The following is a 22922-nucleotide window of genomic DNA, read 5'->3' as shown; positions in this document are numbered from 1 at the left end:
GTCAGGCTGCACCGGGTCGTCCGGGCGGACAACGATTGGAATCGCGGGTAGTGCAAATCTCGTCGCCGATCGCCGGTGCCGTCATGATCACGCCATGCGTAAACGTGTGCCGGCCCTGTTCTTCGCGGTGCTCGCGGCCGTCTCTCTGGTGTCGGCGTGCGGCACCTCGTCGGAAGCCCGGACGACCGAAGACGGTAGAACGCTCATCCGGTACCAGGGCTGGGCAAGTCAGGTCACCTATCCCGAGCTCGCCGCCGATCTGGGCTATTTCGACAAGGTCGCCCTGGACTGGGTCGGCAATACGACCAGCGGCCCGCAGGACATCCAGTCCGCGGCCACCGGTGCCACCGATATCGGCGGGGCGTTCAACGGCGCCGTTGTCAAACTCGCCGCGGCTGGTTCACCGATCACCTCGGTGATCAGCTACTACGGCTCGGACAAGGAGAATTTCACCGGGTACTACGTGCTGGACAACAGCCCGATCCGCAGTGCCCGCGATCTGATCGGCAAGAAGTTCGGGGTGAATACCCTCGGTGCGCACCACGAGTTCGTGGCGCGGGAGTGGCTGGCCCAGCAGGGGCTGAGCAACGACGAGATCGCGCAGGTGGAGCTGACAGTCGTGCCGCCGGTGAATGCGGAGCAGGCGCTGCGCCAGGGGCAGATCGATGCTGTCGCGCTGTTCGATATCTGGCGCGACGAAGCGGTGGCGCGCGGCGGAGTCCGGCCGCTGTTCACCGACGGCGACCTCTTCGGCGCCTTCAGCTACGGCACCTATATCGTCCGTGACGATTTCCTGGCCCGGAACCGTGACGCCGTGGCCGATCTGACCCGGGGCACCGCCCGCGCCATCCGCTGGGCGCAGACCACACCGCGCGATCAGGTGATCGCGAAATTCAAGGACATCATCACCCGGCGTGGACGTGAGGGTGAGAGCGCGGACAAGGCTGACTACTGGAAGAGCACCGGCGTCGCCGGACCCGGCGGTGTGGTGCGCGAGCAGGAGATCCAGTTGTGGGTCGACTGGCTGGTCCGCAACGGTGAGGTGGAGAGCGGGAAGCTGGCCGCGAAAGACCTCTACACCAACGAGTTCAACCCGTACGCCAACGGCACGTATCCGGAGAACGCCGGACCGGACGGCAAGGTGATCGGGTAGCCGGCCGGTAGCGACCGAGCCGAACATATGACCTCCACCTGGACAACGCTGCGCCCGCTGCTGCCCACCGTTTTCCTCCCGTCCGCGGTGTTCGGAATCGGCCAGGGTGCCGGTTCCCCCGTGATCGCCCTGACCGCACGTGATCTCGGCGCCTCGGTAGGCGTGGCCGGGGTGATCGTGGCCCTCGTCGGTCTCGGCGCGGTACTGGGCGATCTCCCGGCGGGCCGGGTGGTGGCCCGGTTCGGGGAGCGTCGCTCGATCATCGCCGGATCGATGATCGGCACCGCCGGTGTGCTCCTGTCACTGCTGGCGTGGACCCCCGGGGTGCTGGCGGTCGGCGCCCTGCTGACCGGAGTGTCGAACGCGGTGTGGGGGCTGGCCCGGCAGAGCTATCTCGCCGAGGTGGTACCGGCGCCGATGCGAGCCCGGGCCATGGCGACCTTCGCACTCATGTGGCGGCTGGGATTTCTCATCGGGCCGTTCGTCGGTGCGCTGGTGATTCTCGGGATCGGGACGCGCGGCGGATTCGCTGTCCAATTGGCCGGTGTGGTCATCTCCGGCTATCTGATGTCGCGGGTGCCCGATCCGCCCCGGGCCCACGATGCCCCGGTCGGCGGGGTCTCGCTCGGTACGATTCTGCGCCGGCATCGCGGGTTGCTCGCGACGCTGGGCGCCGGGTCGCTGCTGATGGGCGCGGCGCGGGCGTCGCGGGAGGCGGCGCTGCCGCTGTGGGCCGACCATATCGGCCTGGACGCCGCGTCGGCCTCGCTGGTTTTCGGTGTCGGCGCCGCGTTCGATCTGCTGTGTTCCTATCCGGCCGGGCAGTTGATGGACCGCTACGGCCGCCGGTTCATCGCGGTGCCCTCGTTGCTGATCATCGCGCTGTCCTATTTCCTGCTCCCGCTGGCCCACGATGTGTGGACCATCGGCGCGGTGGCGGTGATCATGGGGATCGGCAACGGTTTCGGTAACGGTGTGATCATGACGCTGGGTGCCGACGTGGCCCCGGCGGCCACCCGCGCGGAGTTCCTGGCGGCCTGGCGGCTCACCCACGATTTCGGAATGTTCCTCGGGCCGTTGGCTGCCGGTGCCGCGGCCACGGTGGTCGCGCTCGGGGTAGCGGTGGCGGCGCTGGGTGTCGTCTCGGCGACCGGCGCGGGGGTGATGTTCCGCTATATCCCGCGATTCGTCCCGGCCCCCGGCCGGCCCGCTCCCGATCTGGTCTCCCGATAGCGGGTCGGACCCGGCATCCGGAGCGAAGCTGCCCGCCTGCGCGATATCGCCCGCCACATCGGTACCTGCCTGCGAGCGGATCCGGTGCGTCGGCGGCTCCTTCTGCGTCAGCCGACGGGCAGCGGTGGTGTGGGTGGAAAGGTGACCGGTAGTCCTGCGAGTGTGCGGTGCAGCGGCCCCGGCCGCCAGACCAACTCCTCCACCGGCACCGCCAGCTGTATCTCGGGCAGTGCGTCGAGCAATTGGTCGATGGCCTCTTGGGCGATCAGGTAGGCGGTGGGCTGGGCCGGGCACGCATGCGGGCCGGCGCCCCAGGCCAGATGGGCCCGGTTGCCGATGTGGTTACCGTCGCGGATCTCCGGATCGTTGTTGCATCCGGCGAGACTGATCACCACCGGTTGATGCGCGGGTAGCCAGACATCGTCGACGAGGATCGGCTGGCGGGGGTAGGTGACGCTGGCGTTGGGCAGGGGTGGGTCGTCGAAGAGCACATCGTCGAGTGCGTCCCGGGTGGACAGGGCGCCGCCGAGCATTTCGTCGGCCAATCTGTCGTCGGTGAGGATCAGGGACAGGGTGTTGATGATCAGGCTCTGCATCGGCCCCATCCCGACGCCGTAGAGGGCGACCACCTGGTGCGTCATCTCGGTGTCGTCCAGTCCGGCGGAATGGTGCAGCAACCGGGTGGTGACGTCGTCGCCCGGTTCGGAGCCCTTGGCGGCCACCAGTTCCCGCACGGCCTCCCCGAACATCAGGTTGCCTTTCTCCGAGTCGACCCCGTCGAAGATGGCGGCGGTCGCGGCGGCGGCGCGCGCGCTGATATCCGGTGGGCAGCCGAGCATCGCGTTGATGACCTCGAAGGTCAGCGGAAACGCGTACTGGGCCACGAGGTCGGCCGAACCGGTCGCGCAGAACGAGTTGATCAGCGGTACGGCGAAGCGCTCGACAGTACCGCGCAGCGCGTGCAGGTCGACCCCGTTCAGCGCCGTGGTGGTGGCGCCCCGGTAGCGGGTGTGCTCGGCGCCGGCACTGCGCGGGGCGTTCGGACGCCACTGCAATACCGGCAGCACCGGGCAGTCGGCGGGGACGGTCTTCTCCCAGTGACGCGGATCGGCGGGAAAACGGCCGGGGTCGTTGAGGATGCGCAGCGCGGCGCGGTAGCCGATCACCAGCGTCGCGGGTACACCGGGGGCCAGCTCCACCGGCACCAGTGCGCCGTAGCGTGCGTGCATCTCCCGGTACACACGGTGCGGATCGGCGGCGAATTCGGCGGAATACAGTGCGACACGCTGTTCGTCGTCCCGTCCGGGCACCTGCGGCGGCACGGGGTCGAGCGGCGTGTTCATGGTGAGTGCTCCAAGCATGTCGGCAGACAACGGCAGGGGCGATCGAGAAGCGTCGCCCCGGGAGGTGGTTCGGCCGGTTCCGCTGCGCTGCGGGCACCAAGATCATAGGTCATTTCCCGGCGGAGAGGTTGCGCGTGGGTTGCCGCTGGTGGGCACAGTAGGTCATCGACTTTCGACAGTGGGTGTCATATTGTCGGATCTACGGTAGAAGGTGCACATTCGGTGCGGATACGGAGTAACTCATGGGAAAATTGGGCGGCAAGGTCGCATTCATCACCGGCGCCGGGCGGGGCCAGGGACGAACGCATGCGCTGCGGTTCGCTCAGGAGGGCGCCGATATCGTGGCCGTCGATACGACGGCCCGGGTCGCCACCGTTCCTTACCCGTTGTCCGGCGCCGATGACCTCGCGGAGACGGTACGGCTGGTGGAGGCCACCGGTCGCCGCATCGTCGCCCGCGACGCCGATGTCCGTGATTTCGCCGCCCTGTCCGCAGCGGTCACGGCAGGCGTGGAGGCGTTCGGCCGCCTCGATATCGTCGTCGCCAATGCCGGAATCTCCAGCCCGGCCCCGACCTTGGAGATGAGCGAAGCCGTCTGGCAGGACATGATCGATATCAACCTCACCGGGGTGTGGAAATCGCTGAAGGCCGCCGTCCCGCATGTCATCGAGGGTGGTCGCGGCGGTTCCGTGGTGATCACCAGTTCGCTGGCCGCGTTCCATGCCAACGAGAACACCGCCCACTACTCGGCGTCGAAGTCCGGCCTGGTCATGTTGATGAAAGTGCTGGCCAAAGAACTCGCCCCGCACAATATCCGGGTGAACACCGTGCACCCGACGACCGTGGCCACGGAAATGATCCTCAACGAGGCGACCTACCGCCTCTTCCGCCCGGATCTCGCCGAGCCGGACCGGGCCGATTTCGAAGAAGCTGCCCGCACCCTCAACCGGCTCCCGGTCGCGGCCCTGGAACCGGAGGACATCACCGCGACCGTGCTGCACCTGGTCTCCGACGAGGCCCGCTATATCACCGGAACCACTCAGTTGATCGACGCGGGCGGGGCACTCTGAGCAGCGGTTCGATGTAGGCGGGGCCGTCGTCCCCGGGGCGCTTCGGGCTGCATGCGGCCACCTGGACCTGGTATGCCAAGCGACCGAGTGGGAACCGCGGGAGTGACTACAAGGACTTCGCAAGGTTCTCTCGAGCGCGCCGGATAGATTTGCGGTTGTGATGCACAGAGTTGTCCGCCGGGTGCTGCTCGGCGCGGGGTGGTGTGCGCTGCTGACCGGGGTGCTCGGGATCGCCCTCTATCTCGGGGGCTGGCAGCGACGGGAGCTGATCCTGCTGGCCTCCGGCGCGACCTACCTGATGCTCGCGACGGTGGTCGCGCTACTGCTGTTCCTGACCGCGCGCGGCTGGCGTAGCGCGGCGGCCGCGGTGATCGTACTGGCCGGTGTGCTGTGGACCCAGCTGCCGCTGTTCGTTCCGGACAGCCGGGCCGCCACCGGCGCCGAACTGACGGTGTTGCAGTCGAATCTGCTGTTCGGTGGCGCCGATACGAACGCGCTCGTCGACGCGGTCGGCGCACGTGACGTCGATGTGCTCACCGTGGACGAACTCACCCCCGAAGCCGTCGACGCGTTGGTGGCGGCCGGTCTCGGCACCCTGCTTCCGTACAGCTATCTGGATCCCGGTCCCGGTGGCGGTGGCACCGGTATCTACAGCCGCTTCCCGCTGTCGGATCCGGTGCGGCACCAGGAGTTCGTCCTGGGCAACTTGTCTGCGACACTCACCCATCCCGCTCTCGGACCGGTCGCGGTCTACGCGTTCCACCCGCTCCCGCCGACGGCGGACTCGGTGGTCTGGGCTAGGGAGATGAGCGCGGTCGATACGATTCTGCGGGAATCGTCGGGCCCGGCGGTGGTCGGCGCCGATTTCAACGCAACCAGTGATCACGCGGCCTTCCGGCGATTGGTGAGTGGCGATTTCGCCGCCGCCGCGGCACAGGCCGGGGCGGGAAGGCTGCTCACCTATCCGGCCGACCGAACCTGGGGTCCGCTGATCGGTATCGATCATATTCTGGTGTCCGGCGGCACCACCGATCACATCAGCACGTTCACCCTCGCGGGTACGGACCACCGCGCTGTCGTGGCCCGCCTCCGGCTCACCCCCTGACCCGCCACCGCGCGCCCGACCTTCCCCTCGAAAACCAGGAGAGAACATGTATTCCGGCATCCGTCTGCGCACCGTCACCGGCATCATGGTGATCGCCCTCGCGGCCGGTCTCGGCTCGGTCGCCTGTAGCAGCAAACGCTGGTGCGAATTCGACGCGACCGATACCAAGGTCGCCGATTCGTATTGCGAGAACGGAACTCCCGGCTACGAATGGGAGCCCGACAGCGACGGTAAGAACAACAGCAAGAAGAAGCCCAGCAAACCCACCACCTCCAAACGCAAGCACTGAGCCCGCGCGACCCGTGTCGCGCGGTGACGAACTCGGCGCGCACCCGGGCGATTCGGCGCGGGACCCCGATATCGTGAGGGGATGAAACGGGAGGAGGCAGCCACCTGGGCGACCTCTTGGCAGACCACGGTCGTTCCGGGGTTGCTCCCAACACGTGCGTATCGCCGAGCTCTGACCTGGGCGTTGCTGCCGAACGCCGCCACGGCCGAGGCGGACCGTCAGCTCGACCGTCAGCTCGACCGTCGACGGGTGGGCAGTTCGGCGGTGATCGCCGAGCAGATCGCGCACCCTGTCGAGTTGTCGGAAGCCCCGGGTGTCGAGATCCGTGTCGTACCGCTCGTCGCATCGTCGCCGAATCGCTTGCGTGGCGATCCGTGGTCTGCTCCGTCGACGCCGGTAGAGTCCTGAACGCTCGAGCATGCGTCAACAGATCTTGTCGGTAGCACGATGCGATCGGGGTGGCAATGGACAGGCGTCGGGTGTTGTCGTTGCTGGCCGCGGGCACCGTGGCGGCATTGACCGGCTGCAACGCCGCTCAGGGCGAATCGGCCTCGGCGGGCGAGGTGCGGGTACCGGAAGCTGCGGACCCGCCGGTTCCACCGCTGTCCCCGCTGCTGCCACCCCCGCCGGGCGGTCCACGCACGCCGATTCCGGCCGGTGTGATCACCGCGCTTCCCGGGCCGGGCAGCAGTATGGCGCTCACGGTGGACGACGGGGTGAGTTCCGAGGTCGTCGGCGCCTATCTCCGGTTCGCCCGGGATACCGGTGCTCGCTTCACCTTTTTCGTCACCGCCGGTTACGACTCCTGGCATACGCATCGGGACGAACTGCGTCCGCTGGTGGAATCCGGGCAGGTGCAGCTCGCGAACCACACCTGGGCGCACGCCGATCTCACCGCCGTCTCGGAGGTTACGGTCGCCGACGAGATATCACGCTGTAAGTTGTTCCTGCACAACACTTTCGGAGTCACCGGCGCTCCGTACTATCGGCCGCCGTTCGGTCGGCGCAATGCCACGGTCGATCGGATCGCCGCCGACCTGGGGTATACCGTCCCGGTCATGTGGTACGGCTCCCTGTCCGATTCCGGCCTCATCACCGAGCAGTACCTGGTGGAGTGCGCGCACAAGTACTTCAACTCCCAGGCGATCGTCATCGGGCACGCGAACTTCCCGCCGGTCACCCGCTGCTACGGGCAGTTGGTGGACATCATCCGGGAACGCAACCTCTCGCTGGTCACACTCGACGATGTCCTGGTGGTGGCCTGACTCATCGCGGTTTCTCGCTCGGTTTGCGCCGGTATCACGCAGCGGAATTCGATTCGGCTCGACAGCTGTTACCTGCATCGATCGCCGATGAGCAATGATTGGACGCTATAAAATAGACTGACCGGTGTCATTTTCGAATTTTCGGAAGGGTGCCGGTGTCGCGGATTCCGGACGAGTACGTCGCGTTCGCGAATCGTCTGTCCACCTACCTACAGTCCTACGTCCGGAAGGTCCGGGCCGAAGTCGACGATCTGATCGACTCCGGGCCCGGGGCCGGGCCCCGGACGCTTGCATCGGGGGATGCCGCGGGCGCGGCGCGGATCCGTGGGACCGAGCCGCCCGAACACCGAGGGGTTCCGCTGCGCGTGGTCGATCCGGACCGCGAGCGGGACGGTCCGGCGTCGACGAGCGGGCCGGAGGGGCAGCGGACCTCCGCGCGCCCCGATCGGCGGCGAGTGGTCGCGATCGTCCGGAGTGCGGGGTCGCACGGCGGAAATTTCGGGATCGGCCGGGCGGGCCGGCCCGAAGCGGACGCCGCCGGTCTGGCCTGGGTGGGCGCCGAGCCACGCCGATTGCCGTACGGCGACGCTTATCGGTGGGTCAGCGCTGACGGCTTGCGGCAGTATCGCCCGCCGCAGCAGAAGCCCTCCGGGCGCGGTGTGGAGGCCAACTACGAGTCGCGGTCGGCGGCCGCCCGCCATTGGGAGAGCAATGCGCATCTGGAGATCGAGCGGTGATGAGAGCGGAGCTCAAGGGGATGTACAGCCCGGATGCCGATCTCGCGGATCCGGCGGCGGTGGGTGCGGCCGATGCTCTGCTGGTGCAGTTGATGATCGGCCCGGCGGGCGCCGCGGGGGAGGAGGCGTTCGATCTCGTCGTTCGTGCCGCCGGGAGTGGCGGGGTGGACGCGGGGAGGCGCGGATTCGACCCGGCCGGACGCGCTCTCGTACTCGACCGCATGGATATCGCCGTGGTGCGCCGGTACATCGACGATTTCCTGCGTGATCTCGAACGCCCCACCTGGCAAGCGCTGGCGGGCGTCATCGGCCGGATCGCACGCTGGGAATTCGCCGATTATCGACCTGGTCGGGAGGCGGGCGAATAGCCCCGTCGGTCGACATCGACGCCGATCTCGCCCAATTCGGACGCACCGGCTACCGGCCGTAGCGGGTATGTCACACGCTGTTCTGATCCAGGCCGGCAGAAGCGCGGCCCCGGCGGTATCCGCGTCCGGCGCGGGGACGGACGCGGATACCTGTTCACGTCAGTCCGAAGCCGTATCGGCTGCCCGGCCGAGGTGGTGGGCGAAGAACCGGGCCGCGCTGACGCGTTCGTATTCGGGCACCTGGTTGTACCTGCCCGAGTGGGCGTGCAATATCTTCTCCTTCGAGGCGAAGGCGTCGAACAACGCGATCCCGGATGTGCGGTCGAATTCCTCGTCGTCCCACGGAATCCGGTACTCGACCGGGACGGTGATCTTTCCTGCCGCCTCGATCAGAGCGTCGGACACGAAGACCCCACCGAGGCTCAGGGCAGCGATCCGGGCTTCGACCGCCGTCAACGTCAGCCCGGTCGCGACGCCCAACGTCATGCCGCCGTAGCCGATCGGGGCTTGGCCGCCGATCTCGGGCAGTGCCTGCAGGGCGTCCAGCGTCGCCTGCCATTCCGGCACCGCACGCTCCGCCAGCGACATGTTGTAATCGATGACGATCGGGGCGATCGGCTCGCCCGCCGCCCGGGCCTGATGGATCGCCTCGGCCCACCGTTGATCCTGAAGGTTTCGCGGCCGGTCACCATGTCCGGGCGCGTCGATGGCGGCGACGGTGAATCCGTAGGCGGTCACGCTGTGGAATGCCCCGGCTACCAGCCCCGGCGCCTTCTTGTGCATACCGCCGGAGTGACCCGACAGCAGCAGCGGTGCGCCGACGGTTCCGGATGTGGGTGACCAGAGCACGCCGGTGATCTCATCCAGAATGAAATGACGTTCGATGACACCGTTCGACGATGTCTCAGAGGTGAAACGCATGGTGTTGCCTTTCGGGATTGCCTTGTTCAGGCGCTCCCGGCGACACCTACGTCTATCGCCGAACCGTGAACACGAGTGGGAGCACCCACCTGGTTACTGCGTTCATGGGTCTCACCTCCTCGCGTGATGTCACGGTCTCGCGCACGCTATCAACTTGCACCGAATCCCGTCCAACCTATTTCTGCCCACCGACCCGACCTGCTGCGGGCGATCACGTCGGCCATGACCGAATGCGCGACGAAATCGAATCGACGAATACGGCAAGCGTCGCCGAACGGGCGAGCCGGGAACCGTGCCGCCGGCCGGCCCCGCCGTAACGCGGTTCGGCCGGTCAGGCGGTTTCGGCGAAGCTGTCCGCGGTCCAGATCTCGGCCAGCTCCTCGACGGGGAGTTCGAGGACGCGGCTCAGGGAAACGACGGTGCCGAAGCCCGGTGAGGGGAGGCGGCCGGTTTCGATTTTGCGGAGAGTCTCCGGGGAGATACCGGCCGCGCGGGCGACCTCGGCGAGGTCGCGCCCATCGCGGGCGATACGCAATCGGGCTCCGAGGCGGCGGCCGGCGTCTATCTGAGTGGCGGTGAGGGGTAGGCGGACCATGCCCTCCACTCTAGGAGTGGTATTAATGTACCGCAATGACGGTATAGAAATACCGAGGACTGTGGAGGTTGTCATGGTGGAATTGAAATCGCCCGACGAGATCGAGCGGATGCGCGTAGCGGGCGCGTTCGTGGCCGAGATCCTGGCGGAGCTGCGCGCGGTCGCGGCGGTGGGGGTGAACCTGCTGGAACTGGAGATGATCGTGCGCGAACGGATCCGGCAGCGGGGCGCGGTGTCGTGCTACTGGGACTACGCGCCCTCGTTCGGGCGGGGGCCGTTCCGCAATACGGTCTGTCTATCGGTCAACGATGCCGTGCTGCACGGCCTGCCCTTCGACTACGCGCTGCGCGACGGTGATGTGCTGACCGCGGACCTCGCGCTGGGTATCGACGGCTGGGTCGCCGACGCGGCCACCACCGTGATCGTCGGAACGGCCGATGCCGAGGATCTGCGCCTCGTGCGGGCCACCGAAGAAGCCCTGGCGGCGGCGATCGAAGCCGCCCAGCCCGGTAACCGGATCGGTGATATCTCGGCCGCCATCTCGGCCGTCGCCGCTGCCCACGGCTATCCGGTGAATACCGAATTCGGTGGTCACGGGCTCGGCCGGACCATGCACGAGGACCCGCACGTCTCCAACGCCGGGCGCGCGGGCCGGGGCTTCCGGCTGCGGCCCGGGCTCACGCTCGCCCTGGAACCGTGGTTCGCCGCGACCACCGACCGAATCGTCACCGACGCGGACGGCTGGACCATCCGCTCCGCCGACGGCTCCCGCACGGCCCATTCGGAGCACACCGTCGCCATCACCGCCGACGGTCCCCGGGTTCTCACCGCGGCAGCTTGACGGATCGGCGCCGGGCACGCTGCGTGCCGGCCGCGACAGCCGGCCACGAGGAGGTGCGCGCACCGCACACCCGGGCGGACAGCTGATGGCGACCACGCCGCGGTGACTGCCCGAGATGGACTGCTGGGCGCTCGCGACCGAAGGCCACGCCGACCGGGCTCAGGTCGCCCGGCTCACCGACGACATGTGGAAATCCGGAATCCGCAGCGGCGGCATGGCGGTGCGGGTGAACCAGTCCTTCCATTCCCGCGGCAGCGTGAGTTCGGTGGCTCCGGCCTCGGTGACCCGGCGCAGCAGGTCCAGTGGACTCTCGTTGAACCGGAAATTGTTCACCGCCCCGGTGACCTCGCCGTTCTCGACCAGATACACGCCGTCGCGGGTGAGGCCGGTGAGCAGCAGGGTGGCCGGGTCGACCTCGCGGATGTACCAGAGCGTGGTCAACAGCAGACCGCGTCCGGTCCGGGCGATCATCTCGTCCAGTGTCGCCGCGGAACCGCCGGTGAGCAGCAGATTCTGCACCGGGACGGTGGGGGCGGTGTCGTAATCGGCGGCGATGGCCCGCGGGTACACCAGATCGGCTATCGCCCCCTCGCGCAACCAGTCCACCCGCTGCCCGGGCAAGCCGTTGTCGAACACCGATACCGTCTCCGACGAGGCCTGGGTGACCACGAACGGCAGGCATTGCAGGCCGGGCGCCTCCGGATCGGAGAAGAGCGTCAGCGGGATATCGGTGAGTTTCTCGCCGACCCGGGTACCGCCCGCGGCGGCGAAGGCGGTATGGCCCTCCTGTGCGCCCCGGCCCTCCATCGACCAGTACATGTAGATCAGCAGATCGGCGACCGCCGACGGCGGGAGCAGCGTCTCGTACCGTCCGGCAGGCAGATCCACCCGGCGCGCCGACCAGTCCAGTCGCCGGGACAGCTCCGCGAGCAGACCCGGGGTGTCCACATCGGTGAAATCGGTGGTGCCGGCGCCGACCCAGGCGCTGGCCGGCGCCACGCCGTCACCGCGTTTGCCGTTGATCTCCACCGATCCGGTGGGCTGGGTGTAGCGGCGCCGGATACCGGTGGAGGTCCCGAGCCAGGTGGTCTGCACCTGATGGTGTGCGAATCCGTAGAGGCGGTCGGTGCCGTCGAAACCGGTGGAAAGGTCGCCCGCCAGGCCGGTGAACACATCGATTCCGGTGCCGGCCGGGGCCTGCTCCCAGTCCGGGGCCGCGGGCGCCGAATCCGCGTCCAACAGCGGCATGGCATCGCGGGCCGGTTCGGCGGTTCGGGCGGCTTCCTCGCTGGCCCGGACCACGGCCTCGATATCGGCGGGGTCGACACTGGTCGAGGCCACGCTGCCGACCCGCGCCGTACGCGGACCGTCCCGGAACACCGAGACCACCGACCAGCGCCGCGATACCGAGGCGCCGTTCGTGGTCATGGAGTTCCCGGCCCAGCGCAGCGAGGCCTCGTACTCGTCGGTGACGATGACGATCGCCTCGTCGGCCCGCGACGCGGCCAGGGCCTGCTCGACCACCGTGCCCGCGGGCAGCACACCCGCACCGATGACTGTCATCGCCCTGCCTCCGTCCGGGTGTTGAGTACGTTCACTCCGCGCACCAGCACCGACGGGCAGCCGTGGCTGACCGCCGCGACCTGGCCGGGCTGGGCCTTACCGCAGTTGAACGCACCGCCCAGCTGCCAGGTCGACGGGCCGCCGACCGCCTCCAGCGAACCCCAGAAATCCGTGGTGGTCGCCTGATAGGCCACATCGCGCAGCTGACCGTCCAGCTCTCCGTCGCGGATCCGGAAGAAGCGCTGCCCGGTGAACTGGAAGTTGTAACGCTGCATATCGATCGACCAGCTCTTGTCGCCGACGATGAAGATCCCGTCGGAGACCCGCGAGATCAGCTCCGCGGTGCTGGTATCTACGTCGGGATCGGGTTGTAACGAGACGTTGGCCATCCGCTGGATCGGCACATGATGCGGGGAATCGGCGTAGGAACAGCCGTTGGAACGCTCCAGGCCCAGCCGTGGCGCGAAGACCCGGTCGAGCTGATACCCCACCAGCACTCCGTCGCGCACCAGATCCCAGCGCTGACCGGCCACCCCGTCGTCGTCGTAACCGACGGTCGCCAACCCGAACGGCTGCACCCGGTCGGCGGTGACATGCATGATCGGAGTGCCGTAGCGCAATGTGCCCAGCAGGTCCGGGGTCGCGAAAGAGGTTCCGGCGTAGGCGGATTCGTAGCCGATGGCACGGTCGTACTCGGTGGCGTGACCGATGGATTCGTGGATGGTGAGCCACAGATTGGTCGGGTCGATCACGAGGTCGGTGGGCCCGGCGGTGACGGTCGGCGCCTTCACCTTCTCGGCGAGCCATTCCGGGATCCGGGCCAGTTCGGTATCCCAGTCCCAGGTTTCGTCCGCGCCGGTGACGTACTCCCAGCCCCGGCCGACCGGCGGCGCCAGGGTGCGCATGGTCTCGAAGGCGCCCGAGGCGGTATCGACGGTAATCGCTTCCAGTTGCGGCTGCAGGCGCACGCGCTGCTGGATGATCGAGGAGCCGGCGGTGTCCGCGTAGTAGGTCTGCTCCTTGACCTGCAACAGGGTCGCGGTCACGTGATCGACACCGTCGGCGGCGGTGAGGCGGCCCGAATAGTCCTGTAGCAGGGCCACTTTGTCCGCCGAGGCGACGGTGAACGGATCGATCCGGTAGTCCGAGATCCAGCGCGCGTTCTCGTAGCGCGGTTCGGCGGCGAGTTCGACGCGTTCCCGGTTCAGCGCGCGCAAGGTGGTCGCCACGGCCACCGCCGAGCGCGCGACCTCGGCCGCTGTCTCCCTGGTCAGTGCCGCGTGCGAGGCGAAACCCCAGGTCCCGTCGACGATAACGCGTACCGCGAACCCGAGCTCGACAGTATCGGTGAGTGCCTCCACCCGGCCGTCGCGCAACCGCAGTGTTTGCGTACACAACCGGTGCACTCGCAGATCGGCATGTTCGGCCCCGGCCGCGCGGGCCGCCGAGAGGGCCGCCTCCGCCAGCGCCGTCAACGGTAGGTCCGCGAACTCCGGATCGATATCGTGTCCGGGCGGTAGGCCGCCCGATTCGGTGGAGGTTGTCGCCGTCACTCTGCACAACTTAGTCCGCCGCGGCGAATCGCGGGCGGTGTGCCCGTGCTCAGCCGAACTGCTGCCAGCCCAACCGGATCACCATCGCCACCACGACCACCAGCAACACCACGCGCACGAACTCCGCGCCCCGGTCCAGGGCCATCCGCGAACCCACCACCGCGCCCGCGATATTGGCCAGCGCCATCGCCCCACCCAGCGCCCACAACACATGGCCGGTGGAACCGAAGTAGATCAGCGCCCCGATATTCGAGCCGCAGTTGATCACCTTCGCCATCGCGGCCGCTCGCACGAACTCGGTGCCGAGCAGGGTGGCGAAGGTGATGATGAGAAATGTTCCGGTACCGGGGCCGAGCAGGCCGTCGTAGGCGCCGATCAGGCCGGCGGCCAGTGCCACCACCAGTACGACCTTGCGCCGCGACGGCGGATGGGTGGCCAGGGTGATCCCGATCGACGGCCGGGCCGTCACGAAGATCGCCACCGCGATCAGCACCGCGAGCACGATCGGGATGAACAGGTCCCGGTCGATGAGCGAGACCGCCGCCGCGCCCGCGGCCGCGGTAGCCGCCGCCAGCACCGCGGCGGGTATCAGCAACCACCACTGGATCGGGACCTTCCGGGCGAAGGTGGCCGCCGCCGCGGCGGTCCCCGCGACGGCCGACAGTTTGTTGGTGCCCAGCGCGGTCTGCGGGGGGAGGCCGGGGGCCACCAGCAGCAGGGTCGGCAGCACGATCAGTCCGCCGCCGCCCACCACGGCGTCCACCCAGCCGGCGGCGGCCGCGGCCGGCAGCAGCATCAGCCAGTCGGTCACATCCACCCGCCCAGCAAACCAGACGGTTTGCGGGTTCCGGTCACCCGCTCACGCATACCGTGGCTGCTCGCCCGGTGTCTGCGCCCAGAGTCCTGCCGCGCTCCGCCGCAGGATGACTGGCACCCCGGCGCGCGTCAGCACCACCTGATCCGGTCCGGGCAGGTCCTGCTCGCGACGAGGTCCTCTCCGGCAAGGCGCTCGCCTACGAACACCGACCTCGACCGAGGAATCGGCAATCTAGGCTGGGCGGGTGCGCCGGTTCAGTTTGTGGCTCCGAGACAACCCCATCTTCGCCGACTCCGTGCTCGCGGTGATGTTGCTGCTCCTCGACCTCGCGGTGGCCCGGGACAGCACCAACCTCCCCGCATTCCTGGTGTTCTCGGTGCTCATCCCGCTGCCGATCGCGCTGCGCCGGATCTACCCGCGGGCGATGGCGGTGACGTTCATGGCGTTGTCGTTCTGCGCCAGCACCATCGGCTATATCGTCGGCGACCCCACGGTGCACGGCGCGCTGCTCGGTCACGGGATCATGCTGTACACGCTGGTGGCCTACGTCGGCCGGCGCGCCGGGCTCTGGTACGTCCTGGCGCTGGTCGCCGACACCGCCTACGGGATGGCGTTGGTGAGCGGATTCAAGGCCGGTGACGGTGCGTTTCTCTCCGTGTTCTTCGCTCTGTGCTGGGCGCTGGGGGAGTTCACCGGTGCCCGCCGCGCCTACGACGCCGAGGTGGCGGCCCGGCTCGCAGTCTCGGACTCCGATCGGGAACGCCGCGCACACGACGCGGTCTCGGCCGAGCGCACCCGGATCGCCCGGGAACTCCACGATGTGGTCGCGCACGCGGTGAGCGTGATGATCGTCCAGGCCGACGGCGCGCGATTCGCCCTGCGCACCGACCCCGACACCACGGAACAGGCGTTGGTCACCATCGCCGGAACCGGGCGTGAGGCCCTGCGCGAACTCCGTCGCACCGTCGCGCTGCTACGGACCGAACACGCTCCCGACGAAGTACCCCAGCACGGCACGGCGGGGCTCGCGGCGGTGGTGCAGCTGATGCGGGACGCGGGGCTGGCGGTCGAGCTGGAACTGTCCGGTGAACTGGACGGCGTCGAGCCCGAGATCAGCCTGGGTACGCATCGCATCGTGCAGGAGGCGCTGACCAACACTCTCCGCCACGCCGGCGCCCATCCCAAGGCGTGGGTGCGAGTGCGACGCCACCCCGATCACATCGAGGTGGAGGTCACCGACTCCGGCGGCGTGCCGGTGCGGCCGGAAGACCGTATTCAGGGCAGCGGACTGGGCCTGGCCGGTATGCGCGAACGGATGGCGGTGCTCGGCGGCAGCCTCGAGGCCGGGCGCCGGCCCGACGGCGCCTGGCGGGTGTACGCGCGGATTCCGCTGTCGACACCGGATCCGGAATAGGCAGCGTCCGCCACTACATTGGATTCCGTGCCGATCACCGTGCTCGTTGTGGACGACCAGGAACTCATGCGCGTAGGGCTGAAAATGGTGCTCGGCGCGCATCCCGATATCGAAGTGGTCGGTGAGGCCGACAACGGTGCCACCGCTGTCGCCCGCGCCGCCGAACTGGTCCCCGACGTGGTGCTGATGGATGTCCGGATGCCGGTCGTGGACGGGGTCACCGCCACCGGCCGCATCATCGAGGCCGATCACGGCACCAGGGTCCTGGTGATGACGACCTTCGATCTCGACGAACACGCACTGGGCGCGCTGCGCGCCGGCGCGAGCGGCTTCCTGCTCAAGGACACCCCGCCCGAAGATCTGATCTCGGCCATCCGCAGTGTCGCGGCCGGGGACGCGGTGGTGTCGCCGAAGGTGACCAAACGCCTGCTCGACCGGCTGATCGCCGAAGAGCCCGCACCCTCGCGCGATCCGGAGATCCTCGACGTGCTGACCACCCGGGAACGCGAGGTGCTCGAACAGATCGCCGCCGGTCGCTCCAACGCCGAGATCGCCGGCCAGCTCTTCCTGTCCGAAGCGACCGTGAAGACCCATGTCGGCCGGGTATTGACCAAACTGGGACTACGCGACCGGGTGCAAGCGGTGGTGCTGGCCTACGAAACCGGGCTGGTGCGACCGGGCGGCTGAGAGGCCGGGGCCGGGTGGCCGGAGGCTTCGGGATCCGACTCACAGGGTCCGGGAGCAAAACGGACATCTCGTTCGTTGCACGGGTAGTCCGACCGAAAGGTTCGCCCATGCCCGCCCTTGGTTTCCTCGTCTACCTCGTCGTCGAGATCGCCGCCTTCACCGCCGTCGTCGCCTGGCTCGGCGCGATTCCCGCGATTCTGCTGTTGATCGTCAGCTCCGCCGCCGGCATGTTGCTGCTCGGATCACAGTGGCGACGGGTGGGTGAGCAATTCCGCCGTGCGTCTCGCGGCGAGATCACCCCCGGTGCCGCGGTCGCCGACGGCGCGCTGGTGGGACTGGGCAGCCTGCTGATGTTCGTCCCCGGTCTGGTCACCTCGGTGGTGGGGCTGTTGATGCTGCTCCCACCGACGCGCGCACTGTTCCGCCCCGTCCTGGCCGCCCTGGCGGCGCGGCGGGTCGCGAAAATCGCCGCCGCCGCGCCGTATCGGCCCACGGTGATCGACGCCGATATCGTCGACGGTGTCGTGGTGAGCGAGTGGTACACCGACGAGCGGCCGAAATCGGGTACCACCCTGGAACTGCGTCCGGCGGCGACGGAACAGCGGAACCAGGGCGAGCCGGCTTAGCTCGGCACACCTGTGTCCCAGGGCTACGGCTTCAGGACGATCCTGCCGAAGACCTCTCCGGCATCCATTTTCCGGTGCGCCGTGACAGCTTCGTCCAGCCGCAGTACTTCGTGCACCACGGTCGCGAGTTCGCGGCGGCTCGCGGCGGCGAACTGTTCAACTCGCACAGCCTGCCGGTGGTCGGGGCGGACGGTGTCGGCGCTGAAGGTGGCGAAGGAGAGCGACTTCCGGAACGCGTCCATCAGCTTTGTGCCGAAGTCCGCCGGGGGCGGGCCCGCGACGATACCGACCGCGACCATCCGGCCGTTCGGGGCGAGCCGGTCGAAGAACAAGGGCATATCGGGCCCGGCGACGATATCGATGATCACGTCGTAGTCCGCCGGGGCCTGCGCTCCCGCGTCGCCGGAACGGTCCGCCACATGGGTGGCGCCCAGCTCCCGTAGCCGCCGCCCCCGTTCCGGCGACGACGTGGTGACCGCCACCGCCGCGGCCTCCAGCCGGGCCGCGAGCTGCACGGCGGCGATCCCGATACTTCCAGCGGCGCCGCGGACCAGTACTTTCTCGCCCGCCCTGAAATGGGCACGTGCGAGGGCGAAATGGGCGACGACTCCGGAGCTGCCGAGTGTCACCGCGTCGACCGCGGAGAGGCCGTCGGGAAGGGGGAGGATCTCCTCGACCGGGGCGAGGGCCTGTTCCGCGTAACCGCCACCGGTCCCGGTGAAACCCCACACCCGGCGACCGATCCACGACGCATCGGTATCGTCGCCGACCGCGGTGACGATACCTGCCACTTCGCTACCGGGCACAAAACCCTCCGGGAAACCGTACGAGGCCAGGGTGCCGCGGCGGATGACGGCGTCCACGCCGCCGACGCCCACCGCCTCCGTGGTGATCAGGACTTGACCCGCGGCCGGTCGCGGTGCCGGAATATTCACCACCGACAAACCTTCGGGTTCTCCGTACGACCGGATCGCTATGGCGTGCAACGTCGACCTCTTCCCTCGTGCCGATTGGTGCTGATCGCCGCCTCCGCGGGGAGTCGGCGCCCGGTCGCTCCGGGCGGGCGGCGGGTCCACGCCGAGCTGAGCGGGTCCACGCCGCTGTGCTGCGCGTCCACCGGCTGGTGATCCCTGGTCGACGGTAACGGACGCCCCCGTCCGTTTAGCTAAAGTGGGAGCATGATCGACGATTTGTCTCGGATGCGCTCCGATGCCCGGGACAACCGGGAGCGACTTCTCGACGCGGCCCGCGCGCTGTTCCGCGCCGACGGCCTGAATGTGCCGATGCGCGAGATCGCCCGCCGGGCCGAGGTCGGGCCGGCCACGCTGTACCGGCACTTCGCGACCAAGCAGGAGTTGGTGGCCGGGGCTTTCGCCGATCAGTTGCGTGCGTGCCGTGCCATCGTCGACGAGGGCTGTGCGGATCCCGATCCGTGGCGGGGTTTCTGTTTGGTGATCGAGAAGATCTGCGAACTGCACACCCGCGATCGAGGCTTCACCGAGGCGTTCATGTCGACCCTGCCGGCCGCGAGTGTCGCCGCATCGCGGGCGCATACGCTGAGCGCGGCGGCCGGGCTGGCTCGTCGAGCCCAGCGGGCGGGGCGCCTGCGCCCGGATTTCGTCATCGACGATCTGGTACTCGTACTCATGGCGAACAAAGGCTTCCGTGATATCCCGGAACAGGCCCGGGTAGCGGCTTCCCGGCGCCTCGCGGGGCTCGTGATCCAAGCCTTCGAAGCCGGCCCGGCCCATTCCGCGCTACCGCCGGCGGTAGCGCTCGCGGCCGCAGTACAGTCCGTCGGCTGAGCTAGGAATCGTCGGCCATGCGGTACTCGCCGCTCTCCAATCGGGCGAGCACCCCGGCGGTCCAGCCGGTGAGGTTGTCGAAGACACCACTCCATAGTTCGAGCAGATCGGTGGCGTGCGGCGGTTCGTGGCGGCCCGGATAGTCGCCGACCATGGTCATCAGGTCGTCGCGGATCGCGCGACTGTTATCGCGCTGTTCGCGTAGCTTCGCGATCACGTGGGCGCGCGGCAGGGCGTCCATGAACGCGATTCCGGCGCCGAGTTCCTCCATATCCACGCTGGTCAGAGCTTCGTCCATCCGTTCCAGGAACTCTGCCTCGCCGGTGTCGGTCAGTTCGAACAGGGTCCGGCCCGGCCCGCGGCCGCCCTCCTCGGTGCCCAGGGTGCGGAGCTTTCCCTCCTGGGTGAGCTGCTTGACGGCGTGGTAGATCGAACCGGGCTGCACATTGGTCCAGGTATCGGCGCGCCAGGACAGCAGTTCGCGGCGTACCGCGTAACCGTGGGTCGGCTGCTGCCGACGTGCCACCCCGAGAACCAGCAACCGTACCGCCGCCATCGTCACTCCTTCCGATATCGGAACAGTACGGTACTCAAATTTGACTTCCCGCCCCGGCGCGACCTACCCTCCAATAGTCAAACTTGACTATTGGAGGGATTCTCGATGGGAGATACCGCGGTACCGGTGCTGCCCACCCATGATCTGGTGCGCACACTCGGCTTCTACCGGGCGCTCGGGTACACGGTCACTTACGAACAGACCCGGCCCTATGTTTACGGAGCGCTCACGGCCAACGGCTGCGACCTGCACTTCGCCGATCCGCCCGCCGGTCGCGAACAGCGCGACAATACGGGCTGTCTGGTCTTCGTGGATGACGTCGCCGGGCGCCATCGCGCGTTCACCACCGCGCTACGCGAACAGTTCGGCCGAATTCCGGCCAAGGGGTTCGGCCGGATCACCCGGTTCCGGCCCGGGCAGTCCCGGTTCAGCGTGATCGACCCGGACGGCAACTGGGTCACCTATATACAGAGGGACGAGCCGGAGGACCTCGAATACGGTGGTTCGGTGGAATTGTCGGGTCTGGCCCGGGTCCTCGACAACGCCCGGATCCTGCGTGATTTCAAGAACGACGACAAGGCCGCCGAACGGGCGCTCGAATCCGGGCTGCGCCGGCACGGCGCCGAGGCCGGTCCGGTGGACCGGGCCCGAGCCTTTGCGGCACTGCTCGAACTGGCGGTCGCGCGCGACAATCCGGACAAGGCCGCCGAGCGCCGGGCCGACCTGGCGGCGCTCGAGTTGACCGAGGCCGAGCGGGCGGAACTGGCCGGTGAACTCGGCGCGGCGGACGACCTCGAAGAGTGGCTGCGGCCTCGAGCCTGACGACCTGTCAGGACGGGTCGAGGGTCCGCTCGGCGGTCGGCTCGGCGCGCGGGGTGATCTCGATGCCGACGGTGCCCGACTTTCCGCGGCGCAGCGTGCTGCCGAACACCACCAGCGGGCCGGTGAGCCGGTATTTGCGGCGGATCAGGCGGCGCACCCGCGCACCGCCGTCGGCGTCGAGGACGCGTCCGGTGCCGTGGACGACCGCACCGCGCGGAGTGCCCTTGTAATCACACGGCTGCAGCGTCACCTCCGGATTGCGCCGCAGCCGCTTCACCTTCCAGCTGTCGGTAACGGTCCAGACATAGAGTTTGTCGTCCTCGGCCACCGCCCACAGCGGTGTCGGCACCGGGGTGCCGTCCTTGCGGAAGGTGGTGAGCAGGACATAGTCGGCCGCGCCGACCGCACCGAGCGTGTTGTTCATGGAAGGCAGCGTAATTCGCCGTCGCCCGGCGAGTGATCCGGCGTCGTGGCGGCCCACCCCCGGTCCTATGACGGCGGGACCGGGCCGCGCGGCCGACGGGGCGGTGCGGCAGACTGGACACCCGTGAGTACGCAGCTGCTGGTCGGAGGCCGGATCTACAGTTCGAGTGCGCCCGATGCCACCGCCCTGGCGGTGACCGACGGCGTCGTCGTATGGCTCGGCGCCGACCATGTGGGCCGCGCACTGCATCCGGACGCCGAGGTCGTCGAACTCGACGGCGCTTTCGTGACCCCCGCTTTCGTGGAACCCCATCTGCACACCACCGCGCTCGGTTTGCAGCGCTCGGGCCTCGATCTGTCCCCGGCGCGATCTCTCACCCACTGCCTGGAACTGATCGCCGGATACGCCACCCGTCATCCCGGCGACGCGATCCTGGCCGACGGCTGGGACGAGAGCCGCTGGCCGGAGGGCCGACCGCCGACGGTCGCCGAAGTGGATGCCGCCGCCCGGCCCGGGCAGGTGGTCTATCTGGCGCGGGTGGACGCGCATTCGGCGGTGGCCTCCTCGGCGCTGCTGGACGAAGTACCGGGATTGCGTTCCGCGTTCGGCTTCGCCCCGGGTGAGCCGGTCCGGGCGGCGGCGCACCACATGGTGCGGTCCGCCGCCCGGGCCCGGCTCACCCGGGATCAGCGGGATGCCGCGCGGCGGACCGCGCTGGACGCCGCGGCCGCGCACGGAGTGGCGGTGGTGCACGAATGCGCGGGCCCCGATATAGAAGGAGAGACCGATCTGCGCGAGCTGCTCGCCTTCGAGCACGGCGTGCAGGTGCGGGCCTACTGGGGGCAGGCGGTGCGCACCGCGGACGAAGCGCGCGCACTGCTGTCCGGACTCGGCGCGCACGGGCTCGCCGGTGATCTGTTCGTCGACGGGTCGATCGGCTCGCATACCGCCTGGTTGAGGGACCCCTACGCCGACGACCCCGGGACGGGCGTCTCCTATCTCGATACCGCGGATATCGCCGCCCATGTGCGGGCCTGTACCGAAGCGGGCGTCCAGGCGGGCTTCCACGCCATCGGTGACGGCGCGCTCGAAGCGGTCGTGGCCGGGTTCGGGCAGGTTGTCGCCGACCTGGGTGGCCCGGCCGTCGCCGCCCGCGGCCACCGGGTGGAGCACGCGGAACTGCTCGACGCGGCGCATATCGAGGCCCTTGCCTCCTGGGGGGTGATCGCGAGTGTGCAGCCCGCGTTCGACCTGGCCTGGGGCGGGCCCGACGGAATGTATGCCGAACGTCTCGGCGCCACCCGCGCGGCGGCCTCGAACCCGTTCGCCGCCATGGCCGCGGCCGGGGTTTCGCTGGCCATCGGCTCGGACGCGCCGGTGACGGCCCTCGATCCGTGGTCGGCGGTCCGCGCGGCGGTGCACCACCGCACCCCCGGGCACGGCCTCTCCCCGCGGGCCGCCTTCGCGGCCGCCACCCGCGGCGCCTGGCGAGCGGGCGGGGTGCGGGACGGGGTCGCGGGGACCCTGGTTCCCGGCGCACCCGCGTCGTACGCGGTATGGGACGCCGGTGCGTTGGTGGTCGCCGCGCCCACGGATTCGGTACAGCGCTGGTCCACCGACCCCCGGTCGCGGGTACCCGGCCTGCCGTCGCTGACACCGGACGCCGAGCTGCCGCGGTGCCTGCGCACCGTGCACCGGGGCGTCACCATCTACGAAGCGTGATCTCGGCTCGAGC

25 protein-coding genes are annotated in these 22922 nt (G+C 68.8%); 16 read left to right on the top strand and 9 right to left on the bottom strand.

All coding sequences use genetic code 11. The features are described 5' to 3' along the window. Positions 1-94 precede the first annotated feature (94 nt). Positions 95-1153 carry an ABC transporter substrate-binding protein gene (locus tag IEY68_RS01640; protein WP_058855616.1) on the top strand — a complete coding sequence of 353 codons (1059 nt, stop codon included), beginning with the start codon at positions 95-97 and terminating at the stop codon, positions 1151-1153. Between the two features lie 27 nt (positions 1154-1180). Then, complete coding sequence (locus tag IEY68_RS01635; RefSeq protein WP_058855617.1) at positions 1181-2386, top strand: MFS transporter; 1206 nt, start codon at positions 1181-1183, stop codon at positions 2384-2386. Between the two features lie 107 nt (positions 2387-2493). Here the strand turns inward: IEY68_RS01635 and IEY68_RS01630 are convergent, their stop codons facing one another. Next, positions 2494-3729 carry a cytochrome P450 family protein gene (locus tag IEY68_RS01630; RefSeq protein ID WP_058855618.1) on the bottom strand — a complete coding sequence of 412 codons (1236 nt, stop codon included), beginning with the start codon at positions 3727-3729 and terminating at the stop codon, positions 2494-2496. A 242-nt stretch (positions 3730-3971) separates the two neighbouring features. Between IEY68_RS01630 and IEY68_RS01625 the strand changes: the two genes are divergently transcribed. From IEY68_RS01625 to IEY68_RS01595, 7 genes are all read left to right on the top strand, one after another. Next, positions 3972-4799, top strand: a complete 828-nt coding sequence (locus IEY68_RS01625; RefSeq protein ID WP_058855619.1) for a mycofactocin-coupled SDR family oxidoreductase — start codon at positions 3972-3974, stop codon at positions 4797-4799. Between the two features lie 160 nt (positions 4800-4959). Next, positions 4960-5904 (top strand): endonuclease/exonuclease/phosphatase family protein, encoded by a 945-nt coding sequence (locus IEY68_RS01620; protein WP_063916175.1) that lies wholly within the window; start codon positions 4960-4962, stop codon positions 5902-5904. A 46-nt stretch (positions 5905-5950) separates the two neighbouring features. After that, on the top strand, positions 5951-6193 hold the full coding sequence (locus IEY68_RS01615; RefSeq protein WP_058855620.1) for a hypothetical protein: 243 nt from the start codon (positions 5951-5953) through the stop codon (positions 6191-6193). 81 nt (positions 6194-6274) lie between these two features. Continuing rightward, positions 6275-6601, top strand: coding sequence for a Scr1 family TA system antitoxin-like transcriptional regulator (locus IEY68_RS01610; RefSeq protein ID WP_058855621.1), 327 nt, complete (start codon positions 6275-6277; stop codon positions 6599-6601). A gap of 56 nt (positions 6602-6657) precedes the next feature. Further along, positions 6658-7458 (top strand): polysaccharide deacetylase family protein, encoded by an 801-nt coding sequence (locus IEY68_RS01605; protein WP_058855622.1) that lies wholly within the window; start codon positions 6658-6660, stop codon positions 7456-7458. A 155-nt stretch (positions 7459-7613) separates the two neighbouring features. Further along, positions 7614-8195, top strand: a complete 582-nt coding sequence (locus tag IEY68_RS01600; RefSeq protein ID WP_156426259.1) for a hypothetical protein — start codon at positions 7614-7616, stop codon at positions 8193-8195. Next, positions 8195-8563, top strand: coding sequence for an Imm8 family immunity protein (locus tag IEY68_RS01595; protein ID WP_082681456.1), 369 nt, complete (start codon positions 8195-8197; stop codon positions 8561-8563). Before IEY68_RS01600 ends, IEY68_RS01595 begins: the two co-directional genes overlap by 1 nt. 159 nt (positions 8564-8722) lie before the next feature. Here the strand turns inward: IEY68_RS01595 and IEY68_RS01590 are convergent, their stop codons facing one another. Next, entirely contained in the window at positions 8723-9484 is a 762-nt protein-coding gene (locus IEY68_RS01590) for an alpha/beta fold hydrolase (RefSeq protein ID WP_058855625.1), read from the bottom strand. Positions 9485-9815: 331 nt separating this feature from the next. After that, on the bottom strand, positions 9816-10079 hold the full coding sequence (locus IEY68_RS01585; protein WP_058855798.1) for a helix-turn-helix transcriptional regulator: 264 nt from the start codon (positions 10077-10079) through the stop codon (positions 9816-9818). A 73-nt stretch (positions 10080-10152) separates the two neighbouring features. On the opposite strand from IEY68_RS01585, the gene map reads away from it, so the two are divergent. Beyond that, positions 10153-10920: a type I methionyl aminopeptidase gene (map, locus tag IEY68_RS01580; protein ID WP_058855626.1), complete on the top strand. Its 768-nt coding sequence runs from the start codon at positions 10153-10155 to the stop codon at positions 10918-10920. Between the two features lie 159 nt (positions 10921-11079). On the opposite strand, the gene IEY68_RS01575 is transcribed toward map, so the two are convergent. From IEY68_RS01575 to IEY68_RS01565, 3 genes are all read right to left on the bottom strand, one after another. Then, positions 11080-12462, bottom strand: a complete 1383-nt coding sequence (locus IEY68_RS01575) for a metallopeptidase TldD-related protein (RefSeq protein ID WP_058855799.1) — start codon at positions 12460-12462, stop codon at positions 11080-11082. A gap of 17 nt (positions 12463-12479) precedes the next feature. Beyond that, complete coding sequence (locus IEY68_RS01570; protein WP_082681491.1) at positions 12480-13985, bottom strand: TldD/PmbA family protein; 1506 nt, start codon at positions 13983-13985, stop codon at positions 12480-12482. A 100-nt stretch (positions 13986-14085) separates the two neighbouring features. Continuing rightward, entirely contained in the window at positions 14086-14853 is a 768-nt protein-coding gene (locus tag IEY68_RS01565; protein ID WP_058855628.1) for a TSUP family transporter, read from the bottom strand. A gap of 244 nt (positions 14854-15097) precedes the next feature. Between IEY68_RS01565 and IEY68_RS01560 the strand changes: the two genes are divergently transcribed. From IEY68_RS01560 to IEY68_RS01550, 3 genes are all read left to right on the top strand, one after another. Further along, the gene (locus IEY68_RS01560; RefSeq protein ID WP_058855629.1) at positions 15098-16267 is read left to right on the top strand and encodes a sensor histidine kinase; all 1170 of its coding nucleotides are present in this window, start codon (positions 15098-15100) and stop codon (positions 16265-16267) included. Positions 16268-16294: 27 nt separating this feature from the next. After that, entirely contained in the window at positions 16295-16954 is a 660-nt protein-coding gene (locus tag IEY68_RS01555; protein ID WP_058855800.1) for a response regulator, read from the top strand. A gap of 107 nt (positions 16955-17061) precedes the next feature. Next, positions 17062-17580 (top strand): FxsA family protein, encoded by a 519-nt coding sequence (locus tag IEY68_RS01550; protein WP_058855630.1) that lies wholly within the window; start codon positions 17062-17064, stop codon positions 17578-17580. A 23-nt stretch (positions 17581-17603) separates the two neighbouring features. Here the strand turns inward: IEY68_RS01550 and IEY68_RS01545 are convergent, their stop codons facing one another. Beyond that, positions 17604-18518: a zinc-binding dehydrogenase gene (locus IEY68_RS01545; RefSeq protein WP_229718557.1), complete on the bottom strand. Its 915-nt coding sequence runs from the start codon at positions 18516-18518 to the stop codon at positions 17604-17606. 240 nt (positions 18519-18758) lie between these two features. Between IEY68_RS01545 and IEY68_RS01540 the strand changes: the two genes are divergently transcribed. Then, positions 18759-19385: a TetR/AcrR family transcriptional regulator gene (locus IEY68_RS01540; protein WP_058855632.1), complete on the top strand. Its 627-nt coding sequence runs from the start codon at positions 18759-18761 to the stop codon at positions 19383-19385. 1 nt (position 19386) lies between these two features. Here the strand turns inward: IEY68_RS01540 and IEY68_RS01535 are convergent, their stop codons facing one another. Further along, positions 19387-19941 (bottom strand): PadR family transcriptional regulator, encoded by a 555-nt coding sequence (locus tag IEY68_RS01535; RefSeq protein WP_058855633.1) that lies wholly within the window; start codon positions 19939-19941, stop codon positions 19387-19389. Positions 19942-20046: 105 nt separating this feature from the next. On the opposite strand from IEY68_RS01535, the gene IEY68_RS01530 reads away from it, so the two are divergent. Continuing rightward, complete coding sequence (locus tag IEY68_RS01530; RefSeq protein WP_058855801.1) at positions 20047-20763, top strand: DUF8817 family protein; 717 nt, start codon at positions 20047-20049, stop codon at positions 20761-20763. Positions 20764-20770: 7 nt separating this feature from the next. Here IEY68_RS01530 and IEY68_RS01525 read toward each other — a convergent pair whose 3' ends face one another. Beyond that, complete coding sequence (locus IEY68_RS01525) at positions 20771-21187, bottom strand: PPOX class F420-dependent oxidoreductase (protein ID WP_058855634.1); 417 nt, start codon at positions 21185-21187, stop codon at positions 20771-20773. 123 nt (positions 21188-21310) lie between these two features. Here IEY68_RS01525 and IEY68_RS01520 point away from each other — a divergent pair, with 123 nt between their 5' ends. Then, positions 21311-22909 carry an amidohydrolase gene (locus tag IEY68_RS01520; RefSeq protein WP_058855635.1) on the top strand — a complete coding sequence of 533 codons (1599 nt, stop codon included), beginning with the start codon at positions 21311-21313 and terminating at the stop codon, positions 22907-22909. Positions 22910-22922: the final 13 nt, after the last annotated feature.

It is taken from the genome of Nocardia jinanensis (assembly GCF_014645735.1).
In the GTDB taxonomy this organism is placed as follows: Bacteria; Actinomycetota; Actinomycetes; order Mycobacteriales; family Mycobacteriaceae; genus Nocardia; species Nocardia jinanensis.
Note: the sequence above shows the minus strand (reverse complement) of the source record. Positions and strands in the feature narration are given on the sequence as shown.

Coding starts and splice junctions, on each gene's coding strand:
- IEY68_RS01640 (WP_058855616.1), top strand. CDS start 95: ATGCGTAAACGTGTGCCGGCCCTGTTCTTCGCGGTGCTCGCGGCCGTC.
- IEY68_RS01635 (WP_058855617.1), top strand. CDS start 1,181: ATGACCTCCACCTGGACAACGCTGCGCCCGCTGCTGCCCACCGTTTTC.
- IEY68_RS01630 (WP_058855618.1), bottom strand. CDS start 3,729: ATGAACACGCCGCTCGACCCCGTGCCGCCGCAGGTGCCCGGACGGGAC.
- IEY68_RS01625 (WP_058855619.1), top strand. CDS start 3,972: ATGGGAAAATTGGGCGGCAAGGTCGCATTCATCACCGGCGCCGGGCGG.
- IEY68_RS01620 (WP_063916175.1), top strand. CDS start 4,960: ATGCACAGAGTTGTCCGCCGGGTGCTGCTCGGCGCGGGGTGGTGTGCG.
- IEY68_RS01615 (WP_058855620.1), top strand. CDS start 5,951: ATGTATTCCGGCATCCGTCTGCGCACCGTCACCGGCATCATGGTGATC.
- IEY68_RS01610 (WP_058855621.1), top strand. CDS start 6,275: ATGAAACGGGAGGAGGCAGCCACCTGGGCGACCTCTTGGCAGACCACG.
- IEY68_RS01605 (WP_058855622.1), top strand. CDS start 6,658: ATGGACAGGCGTCGGGTGTTGTCGTTGCTGGCCGCGGGCACCGTGGCG.
- IEY68_RS01595 (WP_082681456.1), top strand. CDS start 8,195: ATGAGAGCGGAGCTCAAGGGGATGTACAGCCCGGATGCCGATCTCGCG.
- IEY68_RS01590 (WP_058855625.1), bottom strand. CDS start 9,484: ATGCGTTTCACCTCTGAGACATCGTCGAACGGTGTCATCGAACGTCAT.
- IEY68_RS01585 (WP_058855798.1), bottom strand. CDS start 10,079: ATGGTCCGCCTACCCCTCACCGCCACTCAGATAGACGCCGGCCGCCGC.
- map (WP_058855626.1), top strand. CDS start 10,153: ATGGTGGAATTGAAATCGCCCGACGAGATCGAGCGGATGCGCGTAGCG.
- IEY68_RS01550 (WP_058855630.1), top strand. CDS start 17,062: ATGCCCGCCCTTGGTTTCCTCGTCTACCTCGTCGTCGAGATCGCCGCC.
- IEY68_RS01540 (WP_058855632.1), top strand. CDS start 18,759: ATGATCGACGATTTGTCTCGGATGCGCTCCGATGCCCGGGACAACCGG.
- IEY68_RS01535 (WP_058855633.1), bottom strand. CDS start 19,941: ATGGCGGCGGTACGGTTGCTGGTTCTCGGGGTGGCACGTCGGCAGCAG.
- IEY68_RS01530 (WP_058855801.1), top strand. CDS start 20,047: ATGGGAGATACCGCGGTACCGGTGCTGCCCACCCATGATCTGGTGCGC.
- IEY68_RS01525 (WP_058855634.1), bottom strand. CDS start 21,187: ATGAACAACACGCTCGGTGCGGTCGGCGCGGCCGACTATGTCCTGCTC.